This window comes from Micrococcus sp. Mcc89, from assembly GCF_024519795.1.
GTDB classification, from domain to species: domain Bacteria; phylum Actinomycetota; class Actinomycetes; order Actinomycetales; family Micrococcaceae; genus Micrococcus; species Micrococcus luteus.
In genome coordinates this window covers 1-14109 of sequence record NZ_JALJRI010000099.1, presented here as the reverse complement: position 1 = coordinate 14109, position 14109 = coordinate 1, and the positions used below count along the sequence as shown (strand labels likewise).

At 75.8% G+C, this 14109-nt stretch carries 14 protein-coding genes; 11 read left to right on the top strand and 3 right to left on the bottom strand.

The features are described from left to right. Nucleotides 1-119 (top strand): integrase core domain-containing protein (locus NR072_RS09505; protein ID WP_256837014.1); only part of this gene is annotated, 119 nt, incomplete at its 5' end. 27 nt (nucleotides 120-146) lie between these two features. On the opposite strand, the gene NR072_RS09500 is transcribed toward NR072_RS09505, so the two are convergent. The 3 genes from NR072_RS09500 to folP are packed head-to-tail and all read right to left on the bottom strand — an operon-like array spanning nucleotide 147 to nucleotide 2877. Next, nucleotides 147-1100 carry a DnaJ domain-containing protein gene (locus tag NR072_RS09500; RefSeq protein WP_256837013.1) on the bottom strand — a complete coding sequence of 318 codons (954 nt, stop codon included), beginning with the start codon at nucleotides 1098-1100 and terminating at the stop codon, nucleotides 147-149. Further along, on the bottom strand, nucleotides 1097-1888 hold the full coding sequence (locus NR072_RS09495; RefSeq protein ID WP_256837011.1) for a pyrimidine reductase family protein: 792 nt from the start codon (nucleotides 1886-1888) through the stop codon (nucleotides 1097-1099). Before NR072_RS09495 ends, NR072_RS09500 begins: the two co-directional genes overlap by 4 nt. Then, a complete protein-coding gene (gene folP, locus NR072_RS09490; RefSeq protein ID WP_230260315.1) occupies nucleotides 1885-2877 on the bottom strand; it encodes a dihydropteroate synthase in 993 nt (330 codons plus the stop codon). The genes NR072_RS09495 and folP overlap by 4 nt, the downstream gene beginning before the upstream one ends. A gap of 65 nt (nucleotides 2878-2942) precedes the next feature. Here folP and NR072_RS09485 point away from each other — a divergent pair, with 65 nt between their 5' ends. The 10 genes from NR072_RS09485 to NR072_RS09440 all read left to right on the top strand — a co-directional run. Further along, nucleotides 2943-4301: a TrkH family potassium uptake protein gene (locus NR072_RS09485; protein WP_256837010.1), complete on the top strand. Its 1359-nt coding sequence runs from the start codon at nucleotides 2943-2945 to the stop codon at nucleotides 4299-4301. After that, nucleotides 4294-4983: a TrkA family potassium uptake protein gene (locus tag NR072_RS09480; RefSeq protein WP_012750984.1), complete on the top strand. Its 690-nt coding sequence runs from the start codon at nucleotides 4294-4296 to the stop codon at nucleotides 4981-4983. The genes NR072_RS09485 and NR072_RS09480 overlap by 8 nt, the downstream gene beginning before the upstream one ends. Before the next feature lie 37 nt (nucleotides 4984-5020). Next, nucleotides 5021-6223: a cysteine desulfurase family protein gene (locus tag NR072_RS09475; RefSeq protein ID WP_256837009.1), complete on the top strand. Its 1203-nt coding sequence runs from the start codon at nucleotides 5021-5023 to the stop codon at nucleotides 6221-6223. A gap of 39 nt (nucleotides 6224-6262) precedes the next feature. Then, nucleotides 6263-7399: a tRNA 2-thiouridine(34) synthase MnmA gene (gene mnmA / locus NR072_RS09470; RefSeq protein ID WP_163721277.1), complete on the top strand. Its 1137-nt coding sequence runs from the start codon at nucleotides 6263-6265 to the stop codon at nucleotides 7397-7399. A 9-nt stretch (nucleotides 7400-7408) separates the two neighbouring features. Then, nucleotides 7409-7798, top strand: coding sequence for a chorismate mutase (locus NR072_RS09465; RefSeq protein WP_002854878.1), 390 nt, complete (start codon nucleotides 7409-7411; stop codon nucleotides 7796-7798). Continuing rightward, entirely contained in the window at nucleotides 7791-8906 is a 1116-nt protein-coding gene (locus NR072_RS09460; protein WP_002854876.1) for a hypothetical protein, read from the top strand. Before NR072_RS09465 ends, NR072_RS09460 begins: the two co-directional genes overlap by 8 nt. A gap of 152 nt (nucleotides 8907-9058) precedes the next feature. Further along, nucleotides 9059-9739, top strand: a complete 681-nt coding sequence (mtrA, locus tag NR072_RS09455) for an MtrAB system response regulator MtrA (RefSeq protein ID WP_061867002.1) — start codon at nucleotides 9059-9061, stop codon at nucleotides 9737-9739. A gap of 4 nt (nucleotides 9740-9743) precedes the next feature. Then, entirely contained in the window at nucleotides 9744-11669 is a 1926-nt protein-coding gene (gene mtrB, locus NR072_RS09450; RefSeq protein WP_250202793.1) for an MtrAB system histidine kinase MtrB, read from the top strand. Beyond that, complete coding sequence (locus NR072_RS09445; protein WP_256837001.1) at nucleotides 11666-13411, top strand: LpqB family beta-propeller domain-containing protein; 1746 nt, start codon at nucleotides 11666-11668, stop codon at nucleotides 13409-13411. Before mtrB ends, NR072_RS09445 begins: the two co-directional genes overlap by 4 nt. 109 nt (nucleotides 13412-13520) lie before the next feature. Then, a partial coding sequence (locus tag NR072_RS09440; protein WP_256837000.1) for a ComF family protein occupies nucleotides 13521-14109 on the top strand: 589 nt, incomplete at its 3' end.

Genomic DNA, 14109 nt, shown 5'->3' with positions numbered 1-14109 from the left:
CGCTGGCCGTGTGGGTGAACCACTACAACTACCATCGGCCTCATACCTCCTGCGGAGACGCCCCTCCGGCCTCACTGGCACCGACCCGAGTCAACAACGTCATGCCCTCCTACACCTAGTGCGGCGTCGCCGGGCGGGGACGTGCCTCAGTGGAGCCGGCCGACCAGCGCGCCGAGCGCGCGCCGGTCCACGAGATCCGGGTCCGTGCCGGTGCCCAGGAAGAGCGCGACCTCGCGCGCGAACGCGATCCCGGGCGCGGGCGGGGCGGTGAGCAGGTCGGCCTGCGCCTCCGGCGCGTCGGCGCCGCGCGTGTGGCGGATCACGGGGGCGTGCCGCGCGTCGCGGTCCGTCATCACGTGCACGAATCCGCCGACGGTGACCTGGGGCAGGGCCTGCTGCCACGCCATCATCGCGGGGCCGAGCAGCGGCGGGGCCACGGGACGGCCCCGGGAACGCAGGTCCGCCCCGTCCCAGGTGTAGGTCCCTTCCGGGACCATGACGGAGCCGATCAGCGCCAGGCGATGGCCGCACAGCACCGCGTGGTCCACGTCGAGGTGCCGTCCCCAGCGCCCGCCCAGCCGCAGCCCGGTCAGGACCCGGGCGGCCGGCAGCGCGTCCGCCACGTGGCGCAGCAGCACGTCGAGGGTGCGGGCCTGCCGCAGCACCCGGTGCTCGTCCGGCAGGATCCCGCGCGGCCGCGGCGCCCCGTGGACGCGTTGGCTCGATCGCGGCAGGTCCAGCACGGTCGGGTCCGCCTCCGCCTCGCCGGGCGGGGGTTCGTAGCGCACGGGGCGGTCGGCACGTCCGCCGGGTCCGGACCGTCCCGACGGTCTCGCCCGCCCTGATCCGGCCGCCGCGCGGGGGCCGCGGGGACCGACGTCCGGGCCGGGCAGCGAGAGGTCGTACCGGCGCCGGGCCTCGGCGTCGCCGAGCAGGTCCCACGCCCGCGTCACGGCCCGGAAGGCGGCGGGGTCGCCGCCCACGTCGGGGTGCGCGGCCCGGGCCGCGCGGCGGTAGGCCCGCCGGACCTCCTCGGCGGTCGCGTCGCGGGGCACGCCCAGGACCTCGTAGGCGGTGCGGTGCTCCTCGGCCGCGCTCACGGCGTGGGGTCCGGGCCGGGGGAGGCGTGCCGCTCGTGGTGCAGGCGCAGGAACAGCATGCCGTCGTCGTGGAGCACCTGGACCAGCTGGAGCCGGGCGGGGAGGCCGGGGCCGTCCTCGCCGGTCAGGACGCGGCCGGCGGCGGGTCCGGCCAGCAGCGGCGCCACGGTGAGGTGCACCTCGTCCACGAGGCCGGCCGCCGCGAGGCTGCCGAACAGGCGCGGTCCGCCCTCGCAGTGGACGACGCGGGCGCCGTGCGCGTGCAGGGTGGCCATCACGGTCTGGGGGTCCACGTGCTCCTCGCCGACCGCCAGCACGTCCGCGTGCGCGGCCAGCGCCGCCGCCCGCTCCGGCTCGGCCGCGAGGGCGGCCCGGGACGTGAGGATCCAGGGGCGCACCGGGGCGGCCGTGAAGAACGCGGACGCCGGGTCCAGGTCCAGGCTGCCGCTGACCACGGCCACGGGCGGGTCCGCGGGCCCGCCGGCCTCCGCGCGTCGACGCCGGTCCTCCTCGGACAGCAGCGCTCCCTCGTAGTCCTCGGCCCGGATGGTCCCGGCCCCCACGAGCACGACGTCGGCGTCGTGCCGGGACAGCGAGAGCAGCCGCTGGTCCGCGGGGGAGCCGAGCCCGCCCGCACGGCCGTCCAGGGTGGCCGCACCGTCGGCGGAGGCGATGAACACGACGCGGACCCAGGGTCCGGGGCCGGTGTCCTCGGCCGCCGGGGCCGCGAGGGCGGCGCGGAGGGCGTCGTCGTCCAGGCCGGGGCCGGTCTCGGTCAGCCGTCTCATGCCCGCCCCCCGCGGTGGGCGCGGTGTCCGGCCAGGGTGCTGCGGTCCGGCGGCGGGTTCTCCGCGCCCATGTTGTGGACCAGGCGCGCCGGCTCGCGCCACCCGAACACGCACTCGAGCATGCGGGCCGCCGAGACGGAGGCGTCGGCGTCGTGCATGCGCAGGATCCGGGCGCCGCCGTACACGCAGGCCGCGGCCGCGGCCAGCGAGCCGGGCAGGCGCTCGTGCCGGTGCCGGTCCAGGCTCTCGCCGATGAAGTCCTTGTTCGAGACCGCGGCCAGCACGGGCAGCCCCAGGGCGGCGATCTCGTCCAGCCGCCGCGTGATCTCGAGGGTGTGCCGGGTGTTCTTGTTCAGATCGTGGCCGGGGTCCACGATGATCCTCTCCTCGGGGACGCCGAGCGCCACGGCCCGGTCGACGGTGCGCCGCAGGTGGTCGCGGACCTCCGTGACGACGTCGTCGTACGTCGGCCGGGGGACCACGGCCCGGGGTCCGCGCACGTGGGTGAGGGAGTGGGTGACCACGAGGTGCGCGCCCGCGGCGGCCACCACCCGGCCCAGGTCCGCGTGGAACAGCCCCGTGGTGTCGTTGACGACGTCCGCCCCCGCGGCCAGGGCCGCCTCGGCCACCGCCGGCTGGAACGTGTCCGCCGAGAGGATCAGCCGGCGCGACGCCTCGGACGACCCGGCCCCGTCCCCGCTCCGCAGGGCCGCGATCAGGGGGACCACCCGCGCCGCCTCCTCGGCCGGGTCGAGCTCCGCCCCGGGCGCGAACGGCACGCCGCCGACGTCGACCCACTCGGCTCCGGCGTCCGCCGCGGCGTGGGCCTGGGCGAGGGCGTCCTCCAGGACGGCGCCGGCGCCGTCGTCGTAGAAGGAGTCCGGGGTGCGGTTGACCACGGCCATCGTGACAATCCGGCGGCGGAAGTCGATCTCGTGGTGGGCGAACCGGTGCACCGGGTGGACGAGGGGGACGGAGGGGGTCGGCACCCGACCATTCAACCACCGGCGCCGCACGGTGACAGTGCGCCCCGGAAGGACTATGTTTCCCTCCCGTGGCATCCACCTCGTCGCCGCGGGTCGGCCCGCGCCGGCCCCGCATCCGTCCGACCCAGCTCGTGGTCGGGTCCTTCCTCGTCGCCATCGTGACGGGCACCGGCGCACTGCTGCTGCCCGCCTCGTATCAGGGCCGCGCACCCACCCCGCTGGAGGCCGCGTTCACGGCGACCAGCGCCACCACGGTGACGGGGCTCGGCGTCGTGGACACCCAGACGTTCTGGACACCCCTGGGCCAGGTCGTGATCCTCGCGCTCATCAAGCTCGGCGGCCTGGGCGTCATGACGTTCACGTCGCTGCTGGGTCTGGTGATCCTCCGGCGGCTCGGCCTCACCCAGCGCCTCGACGCCGCGGCCTCCACCCGGGCCGAGGGGATCGGGGACCTGCCCCGGGTGCTGCGGGCCCTGATCCTGTACTCCACGGCCGTCGAGGCCTCGGTGGCGCTGCTGCTGAGCCTGCGCTTCTGGCTGGGCGCGGGGATGTCCCCGGGCCAGGCACTGTGGCAGGGGGTCTTCCACGCGGTCTCCGCATTCAACAACGCCGGGTTCGCGCTGTTCAGCGACAACCTCATGGGCTTCGTCTCGGACCCGTTCATCTGCCTGCCGATCGCGGCGGCGATCATCTTGGGCGGCCTGGGCCTGCCGGTCGTGCTGACCCTGCGGCGAGACCTGCGCCGACCCGAGCGGTGGAACCTCACGGTCCGGCTCGTGCTCGTGGGCACCGCGGTGCTGCTGGTGGGCGGCACGCTCATGTACCTCGTCCTCGAGTGGTCCAACCCGCGGACCCTGGGCGGTCTGGACCCGGCCTCGCGCGTGCTCGCGGCGTTCTTCCAGTCCGTCACGACCCGCACCGCCGGCTTCAACACCCTGGACTACGGGCAGATGCACCCCGTGACGCTCTTCGGCACCGACGTGCTCATGTTCATCGGCGGCGGCCCCGCCGGCACCGCCTCGGGCGTGAAGATCACGACGGCGAGCGTCCTGCTGTTCATCGTGCTCGCGGAGATCCGGGGGGAGGGTGCCGTCCATGCGTTCGGCCGCCGGCTCTCCCGGACCACGCACCGCGAGGCGATCACCGTGATCATGCTCTCCGCGACCGCGATCGCCGTCGCCACGATGGCGCTCATGGGCCTGTCCTCGTTCACGACCGACCAGATCCTGTTCGAGTGCGTGTCCGCGTTCGGCACGGTAGGCCTGTCCACCGGCATCACCGCCCAGCTGCCGCCGGCCGCGCAGGGCATCCTCATGCTCCTCATGTTCGTCGGCCGCATCGGCCCCGCCACCGTCGCCGGCAGCCTGGCCCTGACCGACCGCACCCGCCACTTCGAGTACCCGAAGGAGAGGCCCCTCATTGGCTGATCTCACCCGTTCCCTGTTCGCCCCCCGCCGGGGCGACCGCCCCACCGTGGCCGTCCTCGGGCTCGGCCGGTTCGGCTCCGGGGTCGCCCTCGAGCTCATGGAGTCCGACTGCCACGTGCTGGGGGTCGACGCCGATGCCGAGGCCGTCCAGGCGCTCAACGGCCGGCTGACCCACGTCGTCCGCGCGGACAGCACGGACGAGGAGGCGATGCGCCAGCTCTCGGTCCACGAGATGGACCACGTCGTCGTCGCCATCGGCGGCGACCTCGCGGACTCGATCCTCACCGTCTCGCTGATGCGGCGGTTCGGGACGCACCAGCTCTGGGCCAAGGCCAATGACGACCGCCACGGCGAGATCCTGCGTCAGCTCGGCGTGGAGCACGTGGTCCACCCGGAGCGGGACATGGGCCGCCGCGTGGCGCACCTGGTCAGCACGTCCTTCCAGGACTTCGTCGAGGTCGAGCCGGGCCTGGCCATGGTCCGGGCCACGCCGCCGTCGCGCCTGTTGGGCAGGGACCTGCGAGCCACCGGGCTCGCGGGGGAGCGGGGCATGCGCGTGGTCGCGGTCCGCAGCCGCGGCACGTGGCTCTACCCGCCGAGTCATTACGTGCTCGAGCCCGAGGACACGATCCTCCTGGTGGGCCCGACCCGCGACGTCGAGCGGTTCCTCGCCCGGGACTGAGCCGGGGCACATCCGGCGCGGCTCCTAGACTGGCCGGGTGACCACCCCGGACCGCGTGCACCTGGACCACGCCGCCACCACGACGGTGCGCCCCACCGCGCTCGCGGCCCTGGCCGAGGCGGCCGCGCTGCCGGGCAACCCGGCCTCCCTCCACGCCTCCGGCCGCCGGGCCAAGCTGCACCTCGAGGAGGCGCGGGAGCGCATCGCCGCGGCGCTCGGGGCACACCCCTCCGAGGTGATCCTCACGTCCGGGGGCACCGAGGCGGACAACCTCGCCGTCCAGGGGCTGTACCGGGCCCGCCGCGCGGTCGCGCCGGAGCGCACCCGGATCGTGCTGACCGGCATCGAGCACCACGCGGTCCTCGATGTGGTGGACTGGCTCGCCGCGCACGAGGGCGCCGAGCCGGTGCTCGTCCCGGTCGACGACGACGGGCGGGTCGACCTCGCCGCATGGGGGGCCGCGCTGGCGGCCGCGCCCGAGCGGACCGCCCTGGCCACGCTAATGTGGGCCAACAACGAGATCGGCACGGTCCAGCCCGTCGCGGAGGCCGCCCGGCTCGCGGCCGACCACGGGGTCCCGTTGCACACCGACGCCGTCCAGGCCCTCGGGGCGGTGCCCGTGGACTTCACCGCGTCCGGGGCCGCGACCCTGGCCGTCTCGGGGCACAAGGTCGGCGCCCCCGTGGGGGTCGGTGCCCTGCTCGTGCGCCGGGACGTCACGCTAGAGGCCGTGGTGCACGGCGGCGGCCAGGAACGCCGCCTGCGCTCGGGCACGGTGTCGGTGGCCCTGGCCGCCGCGCTGGCGGCCGCCGTGGCGGAGGCCGTCGCGGAGCAGCCCGCCGAGGCCGCCCGCCTGGGCGGGCTGCGGGACGAGGTGATCGCCGCCGTCGACGCCCTGGACGGGGTGCGCCTGACCGGGCCGCGGGACCGCGACCCGGCGACGGGGGAGCCGCTGTCGCCGGGGACGCGCCGACTGCCCGGCAACGTCCACATCACCGTGCCGGGCCGGACGGCGGACGCGCTGCTGTTCTCCTTCGACATGGCCGGACTGGACACCTCGTCCGGGTCGGCGTGCACCGCCGGGGTGGCCGAGCCGTCGCACGTGGTCGCGGCCCTGCCGGGGCGGACGGAGGCCGACGCGCGGGCCACCCAGCGGTTCACCCTCGGCCGGACGACGACGCTGGCCGAGACGGCCGCGCTCATCGACGCGCTGCGGACGCTGCTGGGGCCGGGCGTCTAGACTGGAGCGCCCGTCCGTCGTCGAGAGAGGAGTCCGCCCGTGAAGGTCCTGGCCGCCATGTCCGGGGGAGTCGACTCCGCCGTCGCCGCGGCGCGTGCCGTGGACGCCGGGCACGACGTCGTCGGCGTCCACCTGGCCCTGTCCCGCATGCCCGGCACCCTGCGCACCGGCTCGCGTGGCTGCTGCACCATCGAGGACGCCTCGGACGCGTGGCGCGCGTGCGAGCGGCTCGGCATCCCCTTCTACACGTGGGACTTCTCCGAGCGGTTCGCGGAGGACGTCGTGGACGACTTCGTGGCCGAGTACGAGGCCGGCCGCACGCCCAACCCGTGCATGCGCTGCAACGAGCGCATCAAGTTCGCGGCGCTGCTCGAGCGCGCCCTCGAGCTGGGCTTCGACGCCGTCTGCACCGGCCACTACGCCGCCGTGCGGCCCGGTCCGGACGGCTCGCTGGAGCTGCACCGCGCCGCGGACGACGCGAAGGACCAGTCCTACGTGCTCGGCGTGCTGACCGCGGATCAGCTCGCCCACTGCCTCTTCCCGCTCGCGGACACGCCGTCCAAGGAGCTCGTGCGCGCCGAGGCGGCCGAGCGCGGCCTGTCCGTGGCGGCGAAGCCGGACTCCCACGACATCTGCTTCATCCCCGACGGCGACACCCGCGGCTGGCTGGCCGAGCGCATCGACCTGGCCCCCGGCCCCATCGTGGACCCGGAGGGGCGGGAGCTCGGCACCCACGCGGGCGCCCAGGCGTTCACGGTCGGCCAGCGCAAGGGCCTGGCCATCGGCCGTCCCGCGCCCGACGGCAAGCCCCGGTTCGTGCTCGAGGTGCGGCCGAAGGAGAACACGGTGGTCGTCGGCGGCCGCGAGCTGCTCGACGTCGACCGCATCACCGGCATCCGCCCGTCGTGGGCCGGCGCCCCGGTGCCCGAAGCCCGCACGGGCGCCTGGTTCGACTGCGCCCTGCAGTTCCGGGCCCACGGCGAGATCGTCGAGGCCCGCGCCCGCCAGCGCGCGGACGAGGCGGGGAATCCGGGGTGGGAGATCGAGCCGGCGCGCCCCCTGCGCGGCGTGGCTCCCGGTCAGACGGCCGTCCTGTACCGGGGCACCCGCGTGCTCGGCCAGGCCACCATCGACACCGCCCGCAATGCCCGGCTGTCCGCCCCCGCGGATGCGTAGGCTTCGGCCATGAGCCCGGACTACGACCCCCACGCCAGCTCGCTGCCCGGCACCGCGGACCCGGCGGTCCTCGACGAGCTCTTCGCGATCCGCGGCAGCATCGACAACATCGACGCCTCGCTCGTCTACCTCCTGGCCGAGCGGTTCAAGTTCACGCAGCGGGTCGGTGCGCTGAAGGCCCGCCACGACCTGCCGCCCTCGGACCCCGGGCGTGAGGCCGCCCAGATCGCGCGGCTGCACCGGCTCGCGCTCGAGGCCGACCTCGAGCCCGCGTTCGCCGAGAAGTTCCTGAACTTCATCATCGCCGAGGTCATCCGCCACCACCGCGCGCTGGCGGCCGAGGGCCGGCCGGACGCCGAGGCGGAGCCGGGGGCGGGCTCCGGGGACGCGGATGACTGAGGCCGCCCACGACGACGGCGCCACCGGCCCCGTCGCCCTCGGCGGCACGCCGTGGCGCGGCACCGACGTCGCAGAGGCGCAGCGCGTCACGCTCGGCGAGCTCGGCGCGGACCACTGGCCGGTGCTCCCCGAGCTGCCCGAGCGCGGACCCGGCGCCGACGCCACCGGCCGCTCGGCCGCCCTCCTGCAGGAGCTGGCCGTCGACCTGCAGCCGCACGGCTGGCGGGTCAGCCCGCCCGGGGCCGCCGGCTCCGGCCGCGACCGACGCCGCGCCGTCTCCCTCTGGCGCGAGGACGCGCACCGCTGGGCGGACACCGCGGGGGCCGAGGGCGCCGTCGTCGAACGTCTGGCCGTGCGGGTGCGCGGCCCGCTCAGCCTGCTCGCCGGCCTCTGGCTGCCCGGGGGAGAGCGCGTCCTCGGCGACCACGGCGCCCGCCGCGACGTCGCCGAGTCCTATCTCGAGGGACTGCAGGACGCCCTGCCCCGCCTCCGGAGGGCCACCGGGGCGGCCCGCCTCGGCGTCGTCGTCGACGAGCCGTGGGCGGGGGCCGTCCTCGCCGGGACCCTGCCCACCGCGAGCGGGTACCGCACCGTCCGGTCGCTGCCGCGCGAGGAGGCCCGCGGACTGTGGCGCGCCGCCCTCGCCAGGCTCACCGCCCTGCCCGACGTCGCCCGAGTGTGGCTCGCGCCGGGCCGCCGCGCCGCCTCCCCGGGGGCCGAGCTGCCCGGGCCCGCCGCGCTGGCGACGCTGACGGGAGAGTCCCTGCCCAGGCCCGACGCAGCCGCGGACGCGCCCGCCCGGGCCCCGGTCTCGCTCGTGGTGGGCGTGGGCCCCCTCGACGACGGCGCGGACGGTTCGCCCGGCACCCGCGAGGCGTGGGAGGCGGCGGCCGGCTGGGCCGACGTCGGGCGCGGGCTGACCCTGGCCCCCGAGCCGGGCGTGCGCCCGGTCGACGTCGTCCGCACGTGGGAACGGCTGGGGGTGGACCCCGGACGGGTGGGCGACGTCGGCCTCACGGCGGCGGGGCCGCACGACCCCGCCGTGCTCCGCACTCTGCGGCGGGACGCGGAGGAGCTGGCCGCGCGGCTCGCCGAGCTGCGCGGCTGAGCCGGCGCCCCGACGGACCGGGGCGACCTCCGGCGTCGTCCGCCGGGGACGGGCCCGCCCGGCGGGTATCATCGGGCTGATCCTGAAAATTTCCTGTGCCCGGGGCCGGTCCCGCCCGCGGCGCCGGGGGGAGCGCTGACGAGGAGGTCAGGATGGGCAAGGCCAAGATCCTGGTGGTGGACGACGACGAGGCGCTGGCCGAGATGATCGGCATCGTCCTGCGCAACGACGGCTTCGAGCCGGCGTTCGCCGCGGACGGCACCTCCGCACTGCCCGCGTTCCACCGCGAGCGTCCCGATCTCGTGCTGCTGGACCTCATGCTCCCCGGCATCGACGGCATCGAGGTCTGCAGGCTCATCCGAGACGAGTCGGACGTGCCGATCGTGATGCTCACGGCCAAGTCGGACACGGCGGACGTCGTGCGCGGCCTCGAGTCGGGTGCGGACGACTACGTGCCCAAGCCGTTCAAGCCGGCCGAGCTCGTGGCCCGCGTCCGGGCCCGCCTGCGTGAGGGGGAGGCCAAGCCGGCGGAGGTCCTGCACATCGGGGACCTCGAGATCGACGTGGCGGGCCACGAGGTCACCCGCGGCGGCGTCGGCATCGCCCTCACCCCGCTGGAGTTCGACCTCCTCGTGGCCCTCGCCCGGCGGCCGCGCCACGTCTTCACCCGCGAGATGCTGCTGGAGGAGGTCTGGGGGTACCGGCACCAGGCCGACACCCGGCTCGTGAACGTCCACGTCCAGCGCCTGCGCTCCAAGGTCGAGCCGGATCCCGAGAACCCGTGCGTCGTGCTGACCGTCCGCGGCGTCGGGTACAAGGCCGGCCAGGGCTGAGGGCATGACGGTGTCCGGCCCGGGTCTGAGCGCGGCCCCGGCGGCCGAGCCCGGCGCCGAGCCGGTCGAGCCCGCCGCCGGCCGCCCACGGTCGTGGGTCCCCGGCCCCGCGTGGCGTGCGCTGCGCCGCCGGTGGCGTCGGTCCCTGCGGCTGCGCACGGCGGTGCTCGCGGCCCTGCTCTCGATCCTCGCGGGCCTCGTGGTCGCCGCGTTCCTGACGCAGCAGATCACCCAGGCCCTCTTCGAGGCCCGCTACGAGCAGGTCCAGGCCGAGGCCCGCCGTGGCCTGAGTCAGGTGCGCGAGACGTTCGCGCAGACCACCGCCACGGACGCGCAGAGCACGGACGTGCTGGTGACCCAGACCCTGCGTGCCCTCGAGGGGGACTCGGGCACGACGATCCGCCGCCGCTACCACCTCGCCCCGCTGCCGGGCTCCGAGTCCGCGTACGTGGGGACGATCTCCTCCGCCGGTCTCGATCCCGCGGTGATCCCCCAGGAGCTGCAGGACGCGGTCGCCTCCGGGCCGGGCGTGTACGACGCGAGCGTGGCGCTGCCGGACCCCGGCGGCGGCACCCGGCCCGGCCTCGTGTTCGGCGCCCAGGTGGTGCTGCCCCCGGGTGCCACCTACGGGCTCTACCTCGTCTACGACCTCGCGGACGTCCAGAGCTCGCTGGACTCGGTGCTCGGGGTGCTGCTGGTGTTCGGCGTCGGCTTCCTGGTGATCAACGTGCTGGTCTCGTGGTGGGTCTCGCGGCGGGTGACCCGGCCCGTGCAGCAGGCAGCCCGGGCGGCCGAGTCCCTCTCGAGCGGCAACCTGGCCGTGCGGATGCCGGTCGACGGTGAGGACGAGATGGCCCGCCTGGGCACGTCCTTCAACCGGATGGCGGACAGCATCCAGGACCAGATCGGCCAGCTCGCCCAGCTGTCCCAGATGCAGCAGCGGTTCGTCTCGGACGTCTCCCATGAGCTGCGCACGCCGCTGACGACCGTGCGGATGGCGGCCGACGTGCTGTACGGCTCGCGCGAGGACTTCGACCCGGTCAATCGACGCTCGACCGAGCTGCTCTACCACCAGGTGGATCGCTTCCAGGCCATGCTCGCGGACCTGCTGGAGATCACCCGGTTCGACGCCGGCGCCGCCACCCCGGCCCTCGAGGCCACGGACATGCTCGAGCTGGCCCGCGACGTCGTGCTCACCTCTCAGCCGTTGGCCGATCAGATCGGCGTGCCCGTGTACGTGGTGCCCATGGACCGGGACCGCGCCGACGGCCACGTCGCCTGGGTCGACCCGCGGCGCATCGAACGGATCCTGCGCAACCTGGTGAACAACGCGATCGAGCACGCCGAGGGCCGGCCGGTGGACGTGCTCGTGGCGGCCGACGAGGAGGCCGTCACGTTCGCCGTCGTGGACCACGGCATCGGCATGAGCCCCGAGCAGGTGCAGCGCGTGTTCGATCGGTTCTGGCGTGCCGACCCCGCACGCAAGCGCACCACCGGCGGGTCCGGACTGGGTCTGGCGATCGCCACCGAGGACACCCGGCTGCACGGCGGCCGGCTCGAGGCGTGGGGCGAGCTGGGGGAGGGGTCCACCTTCATGGTGACCCTGCCGCGGGCGCCGCGCCCGGCCGCGCAGGGCGCGGAGGCCCCCGAACCGATCGGCCGCTCCGTGCTGCCCATTCCGCCCCGCTACAGCACGGCGGACCGCCGGTACGCCGATGACCTGTCCCGGCCCGTCCCGCAGGAGGCGGACGCCGACGCCGTCGGCACGGTCGCGGACGTCACCGCGGCGGCCGCGGACGCCCCGCCGTCCGCGCGCCAGGCCGAGCAGGCCCTGACCGCACCGACCCGGCCGGTGCGCATGGTCCCTCCCGCCGACGGGACGGCTGCCGGGGGCTGGACCGGCGACGACGGGGCAGAGGAGGCCCGATGACCACCGTGGATCCACAGCCGCCCCGCCCGCTGCGTGTCGCCGTCTTCGCGGTGATCGTCGCCCTGGTGCTCGCCCTCAGCGGCTGCACCCAGATCCCCCAGAGCTCCGAAGTGCGCAGCGCCGACCCGGTCGACGGGGCCACCGCGGCCGCCGACGCGCCGCAGTTCCATCCGCCGGGGCCGGCCGAGTCGGACACGGCGGAGGAGGCCATCCGGGGCTTCCTGCTCGCGGGCACGAGCCCGCAGGACGACTACGCGGTGGCGCGCGAGTTCCTCGACGGGCCCGCGGCCACCCAGTGGACGCCCGGGCAGCGCACCCTCGTGTACTCGGCGGAGCCGCGCATCACCCGGGGCGACGGCGCCGGGGACTACCAGATCCAGGTCGAGGTCGACTCGGAGATCGACGAGTACGGCCTGCGGACCGTCGCGCCGCCGGGGACCACGCAGGCCTGGGCGGTCACGGTGCAGGAACGGCCGCAGGGCATGCGGATCACGTCCACGGAGAACGGCACGCTGCTCTCCCAGGCGCAGTTCGGACAGCTGTTCGCCCCGCACGAGCTCGCCTTCTACGACACCGCGAAGCGCTACGTCGTGCCGGACGTGCGGTGGTTCGTCAATCGGGGCACCACGGTGACCGCGGTGACGCGAGCGCTGCTGCGCGGGCCGGCACCGTATCTGGCCGGGGCGGTGGACACGGCCTTCCCGCTGCGCACCGGCACCGACCTGGCCGCACCCACGGTGCCCGTCGACGACGACGGCGTGGCCCACGTCGACCTCACCCAGGCGGCCGCCGAGGGGGCCGACGCCGACCGGCGGCACCGCATGCGGGAGCAGCTGGAGCTGACCCTGACGGGCCTCCAATCGGTCAAGGAGGTCGAGGTGACCGTCGCCGGCGCCCAGCTGTCCACGTCGGGAGACGACGGCCCCGCCCCGGTCCAGACCGACCCCGCCGTCGGCTCAGTCCAGGTGGGCATCGACACGGCGACGGGCGGACTCGTGTACGTGCAGGGGACCAGCGTCACGCCGGTGGGCGGCGCCCCGGACGTCACCGCGCTCGATCCGGTCCGCCCGACCATGTCCGGCGACCGCAGCCGCTTCGTGTTCGTCACCCGTGACCGGACGGCGGTCCACGTCGCCGGCACGGACGGCACCCTGCGGGAGGTGCTGCGCGGCACCGGGCTCACCGTCCCGTCACTGGACCTCCTGGGCTGGGTGTGGGCGGCCGACAGGGAGACGACCTCGCGGATCCGCGCCGTCCCGGCCCAGCCCGGCGGGCAGGAGCGCATCGTGACGGCCACCTGGCTGCGGCCCGGCGAGCGGATCGTCGACCTGCGGTTGTCGCGGAGTGGGGCCCAGGCCGCGATGCTCGTCGACGACGGCCAGCGGACCACCCTGCGCGTGTCCGGCGTCGTGCGCGGCTCGGACGGGGTGCCGAACGCCCTGACCGAGCCGATCCTGCTGCCCTCCTCCGGCTCCGAGGACTCGGTGGAGTGGGCCGGAGACACGAACCTGCTCGTCTCGGCGTACGCCGAGAAGCCCGACGAGCGCGTGGTGCCGCGGATCGTCTCGATCGACGGCACCGTCCGGGAGCTCAACCCGCTGGGCGGTCTGCGGGGGATCTCCGTCGGCGACGACGGTGCCTACTACGCGGAGACGGAGGAGCTCGTGTTCCTGCTGGTGGGCTCCTCGTGGCGGGCGCAGGAGCTCGACCGCAGGGTGCGCGACCTCTCGTTCCCGGACTGAGCCGAGCCCGCGCCCGCCGCCCCGTCGTCCACTCCTGCACAGCCGCCCCGGCCCGCACAGCGGCTCGCCCCGGCGCCCGGACGGCGGCGGCGTGCGGTGGACTCGTCGCATGCGTTCCCCGCCGTCCTCCCCGTCCCCGCCGTCGGTGTTCGGCACCCTCGGTCGGGCCCTGGCCGACCTGGTCCTGCCCGCCGAGTGCGCGGTGTGCGCCGCGCCGGGTCACCGGCTCTGCCCGGCCTGCGCGGAGGGACTGACCGCCGTCCTGTCCCGGCCCTTCCGGGCGGAGCAGGACGCCCCGGCTTTGCCCTTGGGCCCCGGCGGCGCTCCCCTGCCGGTGATGGCGGCCGGGCGCTACGCAGACCCGCTGGCGGCCGCCGTGCTCGCGTTCAAGGACCATCACGCGCTGCACCTGCGCGGCGTGCTGGGCGAGGCCCTGTGCCGGGCCGTCGCCGCGGCGCGCCTCGAGCCGGACCTGCCCGGGGCGCCGCACGCCCTGCTCGTCCCGGTCCCGGGCGGCGCGGCCGGATTCCGACGGCGTGGCTACGACCCGCTCGCCGAGCTCACCCGGGCGCTGCCGGCGCCGTGGCTGGTCTCCGACGCCGTCCGTGCGCGCCTGCTGCCCCGCGCGAGCACGCTCCGGGGCGGCGGCCCGTCCCACGCGGGCGCCGGGGCGGGCCAGCGCCGCCGGCGGGCCCAGA

Excerpts from the sequence above, each read along its gene's own strand:
- NR072_RS09460 (WP_002854876.1), top strand. The coding sequence starts at position 7,791 with ATGACTGAGGCCGCCCACGACGACGGCGCCACCGGCCCCGTCGCCCTC.
- NR072_RS09445 (WP_256837001.1), top strand. The coding sequence starts at position 11,666 with ATGACCACCGTGGATCCACAGCCGCCCCGCCCGCTGCGTGTCGCCGTC.
- mtrB (WP_250202793.1), top strand. The coding sequence starts at position 9,744 with ATGACGGTGTCCGGCCCGGGTCTGAGCGCGGCCCCGGCGGCCGAGCCC.
- mtrA (WP_061867002.1), top strand. The coding sequence starts at position 9,059 with ATGGGCAAGGCCAAGATCCTGGTGGTGGACGACGACGAGGCGCTGGCC.
- NR072_RS09495 (WP_256837011.1), bottom strand. The coding sequence starts at position 1,888 with ATGAGACGGCTGACCGAGACCGGCCCCGGCCTGGACGACGACGCCCTC.
- NR072_RS09465 (WP_002854878.1), top strand. The coding sequence starts at position 7,409 with ATGAGCCCGGACTACGACCCCCACGCCAGCTCGCTGCCCGGCACCGCG.